We start from the raw sequence: 10,819 nt of genomic DNA, 5'->3' as shown, positions 1-10,819 counted from the left end.
ACACCAAGCCCCAGAACGCCGCCGACAGACCGAGGAACGACATGCCGGACGCCGTGACCAGAAAGGTGATCAGCGCCGCCTCGCGATCGGCCGGGACCGCCATCGCGCCGGACAATGCAGCGCCGATCGCTGCCAGCAGCGCCAAGCCGGCCAGCGCGGCGATCATCGCTGCGGGGAAGGCTGTGAAGAGCGAAACCAGCGTCGCCCCGAAGATTCCCAGCAACAGATAGAACACCCCGCCGGAAACGCCCGCGACATAACGCTTGTGCGGGTTTTCGTGGGACTCGCGGCCGGTGCAGATCGCCGCCGTGATCGCCGCCAGATTCAAGCCGTGGCAACCGAACGGCGCCAGCAGCAGCGAGCCCAGCGCGCTGCTGCTGATCAGCGGGCTGGCAGGCGTTGCGTAACCGTCATTGCGCAATACCGCCATACCCGGCATGAACTGCCCGGTGAGCGCCACCATCACCAGCGGAAAGGCAATATTGAGGATCACCTGCCAGCTGAACTCCGGCGCGATCCACACCGGCGTCGCCAGTCCGATCACCAGCGCCTCGCTGCGCAGCTCGCCCGAAGCGATCGCGATCGTCACACCGACCACCAATACCGCGAGTACTGCGTAGCGCGGCAGCGAGCGCTTGAACAACAGATAGGTGCCGAACATCGCCAGCACCAGCCAGGGCTGGTCCTTGACCGCGACGAACAGGCCGGTGCCGAAGCGGAACAGGATCCCCGCGAGCATGCCCGCGGCGATGGCCGCGGGCAGACGGTCGATGATGCGGTCAAAGGCACCGGACAGGCCGACCAGCAGCACCACCACATTGCTGACGATGTACGCCCCCACCGCCTGGTTGAGCGTGATGTCGGGCAGCATGGTCACCAGCAGCGCCGAGCCGGGCGCCGACCAGGCGATGACGATGGGGACCTTGTAGCGAATGCTGAGTGCAATGCCGAGCACACCGCTGCCGATGGAGATCGTCCAGACCCACGACGACAGCACATCATGCGGCAGGTCGGCCGCCTTGGCCGCCTGGAAGATGATTACCAGCGGACCGGCATAGGAAATCACGGTCGCGATAAAGCCGGCGACCACGGCGGACAGCGAGAAGTCTTTGAGTAGCGCTTTCATATCGCCTCGCAAGACAGGCAGGCGATCCGTGGCATTGCCCGGATCACTCTTGTTATGGGTGAAGCGACCGCTGCGTCCTGCATGTAGCTCCGTCAGCAGCAGGCAGCCTGGCGGCCGGAAAGCTCCCGGCCACCAGGGCGTGTATCAAGCCTGCTGCAGCGCGCGCGGGCGCTGGCTGCGCTGCTCGGCGTGCGGCGCGGGCGCCTTCTGCAGCTGAAAGTCGAAGTCGATTTCCGCGAAACGTCCCTGCACACCGCGGCTACGCGCAGCCTCGGCATCGTCGACAAAGCGGATGTCGCCGACCAGACCTTCGCGGGTGGCGTACGCGAAATCGTCCCACAGGTACTTGTCGCCCGCCAGGTTGATCTGAGTGGTCAGATGACGATGACCCGGCGCGGAAATGAAGAAGTGAATGTGCGCTGGACGCTGGCCATGGCGACCAAGCATGTCGAGCAGTTCCTGAGTCGGACCGTCGGGCGAGCAGCCATAGCCGGACGGCACGATACTGCGGGCGCGGTAGTAGCCGTTCTCGTCGGTGACAATGCGACGACGCAGGTTGTACTCCGACTGGCTCTTGTCGAAGTAGGAATAGTTGCCCTTGGTGTTGGCATGCCACAGATCGACCACCGCGCCGGCAACCGGCTGACCGTCCGGGCCGGTGACGCGGCCCTGGAGGAACATCGGCGTGGCAACGTCATCTTCGCTGCCGTCGTCCATGCGCGTCACGCCCTGGGCAAGCGGCGCACCGGCGACGTACAGCGGGCCTTCGATGGTGCGCGGCGTGCCGCCGGTGAGGCCTTCCTGCTCGTCCTTGGCGTCCTGCAGCAAGTCGAGGTAATGCTCCAGCCCCAGGCCGGCGATCAGCAGGCCGGCCTCGTGACGACCGCCGAGGCGATTGAGGTAATCCACCGCCTTCCAGAACTCGTCCTGGGTGATTTCCAGGTCTTCGACGATCTTCGCGGTGTCGACCAGGATGCGGTTGATCACCGTCTTCATGCGGCTGCTGCCTTCGTCATTGTTGAAGCCGCTGGCTTGCTTGAAGAAGGTCTGCACGTGATCGGAGTGGGAGATTTTTACAGTCATGGCTCAGGCCTCGTTTTGTAATTGTGGTGTCGCGGGTTAACTGACCGGGCAGCGCCTGGTCCGGAGAAATCGATCAGCTGTCGTCCTCACGAATCGAAGACGGGTGACGGCACAGCGCGTTGACCTCGATTTCCATGTAGGGGAACAGCGGCAGTTGCATCAGCGTGTCGTGCAGTTCCTGCACGCTGGCCACGTCGAACACGCTGTAGTTGGCGTACTGCCCGGCGATACGCCATAGGTGGCGCCACTTGCCCGCGCGCATCAGACTCTGCGCCAGCTCCTTCTCGTCTGCCTTGAGCTTGGCGGCCTTCGCCGGGTCCATGTCGACCGGCAGCTTCACGATCATCTTCACGTGGAAGAGCATCTCGAGTTCTCCTTTCTTACGTGCGGGCGAAGAACGCCAGGCGCTCTTCGTCGAGGGTCAGGCCCAGGCCCGGCGTGCTCGGCACTTCCAGCTGGAAGTCGCGATAGACCGGCGCCTCGGTGACGATTTCTTCGGTGAGCAGCAGCGGGCCGAACAGCTCGGTGCCCCAGGTCAGCTTGTTGAGGGTGACGAAGGCGTGCGCCGAGGCCAGGGTGCCGATGGCGCCTTCGAGCATGGTGCCGCCGTACAGCGCGATACCCGCTGCCTCGGCGATCTGCGCGGTGCGCAGCACGGCACGTGGGCCGCCGTTCTTGGCGATTTTCAGGGCGAAGATGCTGGCCGCGCCGTCGGCGGCCAGGCTGAAGGCGTCCTCGACGCTCTCGATCGACTCATCGGCCATGATCGGCGCTGGGCTGCGCTGGTTCAGGCGGATCTGCCCGCCGCGGTTGATCCGCGAGATCGGCTGTTCGATCAGATCGATGCCGTTGTCGCCGAGGATGCGGCAGGCGCGCAGCGCCACCGACTCATCCCAGGCCTGGTTGACGTCGACGCGCACGCTGGCGCGCTCGCCGAGGGCCTGCTTGATGGCGATGACGTGCTTGAGATCGGCGTTCACCTCGCCGGCGCCGATCTTCAGCTTGAAGAGGCGGTGGCGACGGATATCGAGCATGCGCTCGGCTTCGGCAATGTCCTTGGCGGTGTCGCCGCTGGCCAGCGTCCAGGCTACTTCCAGGCTGTCGCGCACCCGGCCGCCGAGCAGCTCGCTGACTGGCAGGCCGAGGCGCTTGCCCTGCGCGTCGAGCAGCGCGCTCTCGATGCCGGACTTGGCGAAGGTGTTGCCCTTGGCCGCCTTGTCCAGGCGCAGCATGGCGGCGTTGATATTGGCCGCATCCTGACCGACCAGCAGCGGGCCGAGATGGCTGTCGATGTTGGTCTTGATGCTCTCCGGGCTCTCGTTGCCGTAGGCCAGGCCGCCGATGGTGGTGGCCTCGCCGATGCCTTCGATGCCGTCGGCGCAACGCACGCGGATGATCACCAGCGTCTGCTTCTGCATCGTGTGCATCGCCAGCTTGTGTGGGCGAATGGTCGGCAGGTCGACGATGACCGTCTGGATGCTTTCGATCAGGGAATGGCTCATATCAGCTTCCGATTTCCAGTTTCAGTGTTCAGGCCTTCGCCGTCGTCAGCAGGGAGGGTGCCGTGGCACCGCTACGCTGGCTGGAGATGGCAAAGACGGTCATGGCCAGCGCGGCAATCGCACCCGGCACGGCAAAGGCCATGAAGTTGAGTTGCAGCGGCAGGTTGATGCCCAGCAGCGCCCCCCCCAGCAGCGGGCCGACGATGGCGCCGTTGCGGCCGATGCCCGAGGCCCAGCCGAGGCCGGTGGAGCGGATCGACAGGCCGTAGAACTGCGCGGCGGCGGCATAGAGCAGAATTTGCGTGCCGATCACGGTAGCGCCGGCGATGAAGATCAGCGTGTAGAGCACCGGCATCGGCGACTTGAAGCCCAGCAGGCTGATCGACACCACCGATACGGCGAAGAACGCCACCACCACCTTGGCCAGGTTGAAACGATCGCCCAGCCAGCCGCCGAAGATCGCGCCGGCCATGCCGCCGAAGTTCAGCGCCAGCAGGAACGACAGACTGGAACCCAGGCTGTAGCCGGCGTTGGCCATCAGCTTCGGCAGCCAGGAGCCCAGCGCGTAGACCATCAGCAGACAGCAGAAGAACGCCAGCCAGAGCGACACGGTGCGCACGCCGCGGCCGTGGCGGAACAGCTCCAGCACCGACGCGCTCTTACCCTTCACCTCGACCAGCACCGGCTCATCGCTGGCGCCCAGCTGCTGGTTCGGATCGACCCGGTTGAGCAGATCACGCGCCTGTTCGATGCGGCCCTGGCGCACCAGAAAGCCCACCGACTCCGGCAGCTTCCACAGGATCAGCGGCAGCAGGAGCAGCGGCACGGCGGCGGCGAAGAACATCACTTCCCAGCCGAAGCGCGGCAGCATGTAGATGCCCAGGCCAGCGGAGAACATGCCGCCCAGCGAATAGCCGCTGAACATGATCGCCACCAGGGTGCTGCGCAGTTTCTTCGGCGCATATTCATTCATCAGCGCCACCACGTTGGGCATCAGGCCACCGCAGCCGAGGCCGGCGAGAAAGCGGAAGATGCCGAATTCAGTGGGCGTGCTGGCGAAGCCGTTGAGCACCGTGGCGCCGCTGAACAGCACGAAGCAGATGGCGATGCCCTTCTTGCGCCCGATGCGGTCGGCCAGGGTGCCGAACACCAGCGCACCGAACATCATGCCGAACAGCGCATAGCTGCCCAGCGCACCCGCTTCCAGCGGCGTCAGCCCCCACTCCTTCATGATCACCGGCAGCACCACGCCGTAGATGAACAGGTCGTAGCCGTCGAAGATCAGCAGCAGTGCGCACAGGCACATGACCTGCCAGTGGAAGCCCCTGAAGCGGGCGTTATCGATGATCTCGTGAACATCTACTTTTCGCATGACAAAGGCTCTCTATTGTTTTTGTTGTGAAAACTGCGTCGCGGGTCGTTCGTTGCGGGGGCTCAGCCCAGGTCGCCTCCGCCTACCGGCAGGGTTACGCCGGTGATGTAGGAGGCCTCGTCCGAGGCCAGAAAGAGGATTGCGCCGGCCTGCTCGTCGATGGTTCCGTAGCGCTTCATCAGCGTGGAATCGACGGTCTGGTCGACGATCTGCTGGTACCAGAGCTTTTCCTGCTCGCTCTGCTCGGCACTGTTGCGCGGGATGCGCCGCGGCGGCGCCTCGGTGCCGCCGGGAGCGGTGGCGTTGACGCGAATGCCGCGCTGCGCGTTCTCGAAGGCCAGGCACGCGGTCAGCGCGTTGACGCCGCCCTTGGCCGCGCCGTACGGCACGCGGTTGAGGCTGCGCGTGGCGATCGAGGAAACGTTGACGATGGCGCCGGCGCCCTGCTCCAGCATGTGCGGCAGCGCGGCGTGGCAGCACCACAGCGTGGGGAACAGCGAGCGGCGCACTTCGGCTTCGATCTCGTGTTCCTGATAATGCTCGAAGGGCTTGGCCCAGATGGTGCCGCCGACGTTGTTGACGAGGATGTCGAGGCGGCCGAAGCGCTCTTTCGCGGCATCCATCACCCGGTGGCAGTCGGCGAACCGTTCGAGATCGGCAGTCAGCGTCAGCACCTCGATACCCTTGGCGCCGAGTTCATCGGCCAGCTCGTGGACCAGTTCGGAGCGGTCGACCAGCAGCAGCCGGCCGCCCTCCTCGCCCATGCGTTCGGCTACGCGGCGGCCGATGCCCTGGGCGGCGCCGGTGATCACGGCGACCTTGTTCTGAAAACGTGTGTTCATCTACCCAACCTCTGGAATGGCGAGGGATTCGGTGGGCAATGCTGCGCAGTTGCCCACCCTACGGCTGGCTGATCAGGCGCTGGCGGCGAACTTCTCGTAGTAGAAATTGGCCGGCTGCAGCCCCTGTTCACGGATGAACTGGTTGACCGACTCGACCATCGGCGGCGGGCCGCACAGGTAGATGTCCACTTCACCTTCGTTCAGGTGCTTGGGCTCGATGTGCTGGGTCACGTAGCCTTTCTGCGGGTACTGACTGTCGCTGCTCGCTACGCAGGCGCTGTAGGTGAAGTTGGGGATGCGCGCGGCGAAATCGGCGAGCTTGTCCATCTCCACCAGATCGAAGTCGTTGGAGACGCCATAGATCAGGTGCAGCGGATGCGCGCTGCCCTGCTCGGCGATCTTCTCCAGCATCGCGGTGAACGGCGCCAGGCCCGTGCCACCGGCCAGCAACAGCAGCGGTCGCTTGATCTCGCGCAGGTAGAAGCTGCCCAACGGGCCGGCCAGCGTCAGGCTGTCGCCAGCCTTGGCCATGCCGCTGAGGAAGCTGCTCATCAGCCCGCCCGGCACGTTGCGGATCAGGAAGCTGACCTCGCCGTCCTTCTGCAACGAGCTGAAGGAGTAGGCACGGGTCTGGTCGGTGCCCGGCACCTGCAGGTTGACGTACTGCCCCGGCAGGAATGCCAGCTGGCTCAGCGCCTCGCCCTTGACCGACAGCGCGATGGTGCTCTGCGACAGCTGGCGCACGTTGCTGATGGTCGCCTGGTAGCTGGCCTGCGCGGTCTTGCAGACCTGCGAGGACGCCGGCACGCGAATCACGCAGTCGCTCTCGGCGCGCATCTGGCAGGTCAGCACGTAGCCTTGCGCGGCCTCGTCCTCGCTCAGCGCATCCTCGATGTATTCCTCGCCGAGGTCGTAGCTGCCGGCTTCGGCGAAGCACTTGCAGGCCCCGCAGGCGCCGTCGCGGCAGTCCAGCGGAATGTTGATGCCCTGGCGGTAGGCCGCGTCGGCAACGGTTTCGCCGAGGTTGGCTTCGATGAAGCGGGTCACCCCGTCTTCGAAATTCAATGCGATCTGGTGAGTCATGGCCTTGCCCTCACAGGTGGTAAACGTCGATCAACTGGCGGATGTAGTCGTTCTTCAGCACGACCTTCTTGTGCTTGATCAGCGGGCTCTCGCCGCGGGTGTCGAGCGTGTAGAAGCTGGTGCCGTAGAAGTGGTCGACGGTCTTGTAGCGGAAGCTCATCGTGTGCCAGTTGAAGCGCAGCTTGCAGACGCCCTCGCCCTGCTCGATCAGCTCCAGGTTGCTGATGTTGTGCGAGGTGCGGGTATCCGGAATGGTGGCGCTGGAACGCTCGGTGCGGATGCGGAACACCCGGTCTTCCAGACCGCTGCGGTTGCCGTACCAGATCAGCGAGATTTCCTTCTGCGGGTCTTCGGTGAGCTTGTCCTGGTCGTCCCAGGCCGGCATCCAGAAGGTCGCGTCGGCGGCATACAGCTCCAGCCAGCTGTCCCAGTCCTTGTCGTCGAGGTAGCGCGCTTCGCGATAGAGAAAGTCGCGTGCGGCTTCGTAGGAGATGGTCATTACGCGCCCTCCACGTGGATCAGCTGGTCTTGCTCGGCCTTCACCGCCTTGATCATCTGCTGCTGCCAGTAGTGGTGCTGCAGCACGAACAGGCCTTCATCCTCGGTGCGGGCACCGCTCATCAGCGGCTGCAGGTCGATTTCCTTGGCGCCTTCGTCAGCACCGTCGATCCAGTGCTTGGCGCCGCGGGACATGTCGTTCCACTCCATGGCGCGACCGGCAAAGCCTTGCTGGCAGGCGCGGAACTCCTCGAGGTCGTCCGGGGTGGCCATGCCACTGACGTTGAAGAAGTCTTCGTACTGGCGGATGCGCCGCGCACGCGCCTCGGCGCTCTCGCCCTTGGGCGCGATGCAGTAGATGGTGACTTCGGTCTTGTCCACCGACAGCGGCTTGGCGATGCGCAGCTGCGAGCCGAACTGGTCCATCAGGTACAGGTTCGGGTAGAGGCACAGGTTGCGCGAGTTCTCGATCATCCAGTCGGTCCGCGCCTGGCCGAACTCGGCGATCATCTCGTCGCGGCGGGCGTACAGCGGGCGGTCTTCCGGGTTGTCCCAGCGGGTCCAGAGCAGCAGGTGACCATTCTCGAAGGAGTAGAAACCACCGCCCTTCTTGCCCCAGCCGCCGGCGCTCATGGCGCGGATGTCGTCGCCGGCCTCTTTCAGCTTGCGCTGCTGCTGGGTAGCCGCGTAGTTCCAGTGCACGGCGGTGACGTGATAACCGTCGGCGCCGTTCTCGGCCTGCAGTTTCCAGTTGCCTTCATATACATAAGTGGAGGAGCCGCGCAGAACCTCGATCCCTTCGGGCGACTGGTCGACCACCATGTCGATGATCTTCTTCGACTCGCCGAGGAATTCTTCCAGCGGGGCGACGTCCTCGCGCAGGCTGCCGAACAGGAAGCCGCGGTAGGACTCGAAGCGCGCGACCTTCTTCAGGTCATGCGAGCCGTCGCAGTCGAAGCTGTCGGGGTAACCGGCTTCCTTGGGGTCCTTCACCTTGAGCAGCTTGCCCGAGTTGTTGAAGGTCCAGCCATGGAACGGGCAGGTGTACGTCGCCTTGTTGCCACTCTTGAAGCGGCACAGCATGGCGCCGCGATGGCTGCAGGCATTGATGAAGGCGTTGAGCTGGCCGTCCTTGTTGCGGGCGATGAAGATCGGCTGCCGGCCCATCTGAGTGGTGTAGTAGTCGTTCTTCTCGGGGATCTGGCTCTCGTGCGCGAGGTAGATCCAGTTGCCCTCGAAGATGTGCTTCATCTCCAGCTCGAACAACCGCGGGTCGGTGAACATCTCGCGCTTGCAGCGAAAGATGCCCTTCTCTTTGTCTTCATCGAGCAGCGAATCAAGGTAATCGATTCCCAGGGACATGGCCGGGGCCTCCATTGTTATTGTTTCCACGTGATGAAGGCTAAGGCGCTGGCGGCGGCATCAATATCCGTTTTCTGCACGACTTCTATCCGTTTTCTGCACAACGCAAGAGGACAGATTGCCGCACGCACGCGCACGGTAAATCGCCACCCGGAATGGCGGTGTAGGTGGTGGAGAGCGGGAAGAAAAAGAGGCGCTGCCGTCAGAATGGCAGCGCCTCAAGGGGACTCAGTGATGGCGACGCAGGGTGTCTGAAGGCAGCTCGCCGAAGGTGCTCTTGTAGCTTTCCGAAAAACGGCCCAGGTGCATGAAGCCGTAGTCCATGGCGATCTCGGTGATGTTGCGCACCTTAGCCGAGGGATCGCTCAGCCGCCCGTGGATCTGCTCCAGCTTGCGCTGGCGGATGTAGGACTTGGGCGTGGTGCCGACCTTGCGCTCGAACAGCAGATACAGCGAGCGCAGGCTCATGTTGGCCAACTCGGCCAGCTGCTCGACGGAGATGTCCTTCTTCAGGTGCTCGTCGATGTAATCGCTGAGCCGACCGAACGACGGGCAGCTGTCGCCGAACGGATCGCGACGTATGTTGTTGGCCAGTGTGCAGAGCAGCTTGCTGGCAATGATCCGGCTGTACTGCTCCTGAATCTGCGGGATGCTCTGTGCGGAGCCGGCCTCACGGCAAACCAGGCCGATCAGGCTGTCGAAGCCGTCAAGCTCGCCGAGCGCATGACGGTTGCTGCTGAAGCGGATGCCCTCGGCCGGTGCGCGCCACTGGTTCTCGCTGCAGGCCCGTTCGAGGAATGAGGCCGGCAGCTTGACGATGAGCTTCTCGCAATCGTCCGAATAGGTCAGGTCGACCGGATCGTCGGGATTGATCAGCAGCAGTTCGCCGGGCGTGAAGTAATGCTCCTGCCCACGGCTGCGCCACAGGCAGTGGCCGCGCTGCAGCAGCTGCAGGTGATAGATGGTTTCCAGCGCCGGCGAGCTGACGTGCACGCTGCCGCCGTAGCTGATCTGGCACAGATCGAGCTTGCCGAAGGTGCAGTGATTGAGGCTCGCCTGCGGGTTACCGGTGCGCGGCAGCCGAATGCAGTGCGCGCCAACGTACTGGTTGACGTACTCCGAAACGGCATGCGGATCGGCATGCGCGAAGATCCTGCTTCTTTCGTTCAGCAGTCGTTCCATCACAGGGCACTCGGTTTGTTTTTATAGTTCGCCTGCGGTGCGGTCTGGCCGTCACCGTTCTCGGGTCGCGATCACTGTCAACAGACACAACATTGATCGAGATCAAGAATAGCGAGTGATGCCAGCATAGGAGATTCGACCAACGGACAACACCCGTCCGTTCGGTTATCGCACGATTTCGGATGAATGCACCGCGCGCCTCGGACGGGCTGCGGCGGAATGCGGGCCTGGCTACCGCCAGGCCCGGCCAGGTCAGAACGCCTGGCTGTAGAACAGCGAGTAAGACTCGATGCCGTCGTTCGGCTGCTTGATGCCGGCGTTGGAGTAATGCATGGCACGCAGGCCGACCTTGCGCTCGCCCGGCAGTTTCAGGCCGACGCCCAGGCGATCCTCGAAGTTGAACGAGGAGCCCAGCTGCTGCTCGCCGACGTCAGTCTTGGAGAAGAACGCGACGCCGATGCTGGCCTCGATGTACGGGGTGTAGCGCCAGCCGGCGAATTCATAGGTGAACACCGGACTGAACGACAGCGAGTGCGCACCGGAATAGTCGTCGCCCCCCTCCCAGTAGGTGTAGGCCGCATCCCAGTAGCCGCTCAGCTGACCGGTCTCGCTCTGCCACCAGCTCTTGTCCCAGGCCTGCGCCAGGCTGGCACGGAAGGTCATGTCGCCCTGCCCGGTGACGCCCAGAGCACCCGATACTTCAGCGGCGGCCACGGGGCCGGCGGCCAGACCCAGCGCCAGCGCGCCGCCCAGAATCATGCGATTGATC

General features: G+C 64.1%; 11 protein-coding genes (1 of these 11 only partly in view). All 11 read right to left on the bottom strand.

Annotation, left to right across the window (positions count from 1 at the left end):
• Positions 1-1,126: the 5' portion of a benzoate/H(+) symporter BenE family transporter gene (locus tag HU825_RS11490; RefSeq protein WP_054093853.1), read on the bottom strand. It extends 101 nt beyond the left edge of the window; only the first 1,126 of its 1,227 coding nucleotides appear in the window; it begins with the start codon at positions 1,124-1,126; its stop codon lies beyond the left edge, outside the window.
• Between the two features lie 144 nt (positions 1,127-1,270).
• Complete coding sequence (gene catA / locus HU825_RS11485) at positions 1,271-2,209, bottom strand: catechol 1,2-dioxygenase (RefSeq protein ID WP_234302062.1); 939 nt, start codon at positions 2,207-2,209, stop codon at positions 1,271-1,273.
• Between the two features lie 73 nt (positions 2,210-2,282).
• Positions 2,283-2,573, bottom strand: coding sequence for a muconolactone Delta-isomerase (gene catC, locus HU825_RS11480; RefSeq protein WP_138299593.1), 291 nt, complete (start codon positions 2,571-2,573; stop codon positions 2,283-2,285).
• A 16-nt stretch (positions 2,574-2,589) separates the two neighbouring features.
• A complete protein-coding gene (locus HU825_RS11475; RefSeq protein WP_234302061.1) occupies positions 2,590-3,711 on the bottom strand; it encodes a muconate cycloisomerase family protein in 1,122 nt (373 codons plus the stop codon).
• Between the two features lie 28 nt (positions 3,712-3,739).
• On the bottom strand, positions 3,740-5,083 hold the full coding sequence (locus tag HU825_RS11470) for an MFS transporter (protein ID WP_234302060.1): 1,344 nt from the start codon (positions 5,081-5,083) through the stop codon (positions 3,740-3,742).
• A 62-nt stretch (positions 5,084-5,145) separates the two neighbouring features.
• A complete protein-coding gene (locus HU825_RS11465; RefSeq protein WP_054093848.1) occupies positions 5,146-5,925 on the bottom strand; it encodes a 1,6-dihydroxycyclohexa-2,4-diene-1-carboxylate dehydrogenase in 780 nt (259 codons plus the stop codon).
• Between the two features lie 72 nt (positions 5,926-5,997).
• Positions 5,998-7,008 (bottom strand): benzoate 1,2-dioxygenase electron transfer component BenC, encoded by a 1,011-nt coding sequence (benC, locus tag HU825_RS11460; protein ID WP_043296338.1) that lies wholly within the window; start codon positions 7,006-7,008, stop codon positions 5,998-6,000.
• Positions 7,009-7,018: 10 nt separating this feature from the next.
• The gene (gene benB / locus HU825_RS11455; RefSeq protein WP_077683477.1) at positions 7,019-7,507 is read right to left on the bottom strand and encodes a benzoate 1,2-dioxygenase small subunit; all 489 of its coding nucleotides are present in this window, start codon (positions 7,505-7,507) and stop codon (positions 7,019-7,021) included.
• Complete coding sequence (gene benA / locus HU825_RS11450; protein ID WP_043296334.1) at positions 7,507-8,868, bottom strand: benzoate 1,2-dioxygenase large subunit; 1,362 nt, start codon at positions 8,866-8,868, stop codon at positions 7,507-7,509. Before benA ends, benB begins: the two co-directional genes overlap by 1 nt.
• A 228-nt stretch (positions 8,869-9,096) precedes the next feature.
• The gene (locus HU825_RS11445; protein ID WP_234302059.1) at positions 9,097-10,050 is read right to left on the bottom strand and encodes an AraC family transcriptional regulator; all 954 of its coding nucleotides are present in this window, start codon (positions 10,048-10,050) and stop codon (positions 9,097-9,099) included.
• Positions 10,051-10,302: 252 nt separating this feature from the next.
• A complete protein-coding gene (locus HU825_RS11440; protein ID WP_234303392.1) occupies positions 10,303-10,809 on the bottom strand; it encodes an acyloxyacyl hydrolase in 507 nt (168 codons plus the stop codon).
• Positions 10,810-10,819: the final 10 nt, after the last annotated feature.

The sequence above is a fragment of the Pseudomonas phenolilytica genome (assembly GCF_021432765.1).
GTDB lineage: Bacteria > Pseudomonadota > Gammaproteobacteria > Pseudomonadales > Pseudomonadaceae > Stutzerimonas > Stutzerimonas phenolilytica.
The sequence above is the reverse complement of the archived record's forward strand: the minus strand, read 5'-3'. Positions and strand labels throughout refer to the sequence as shown.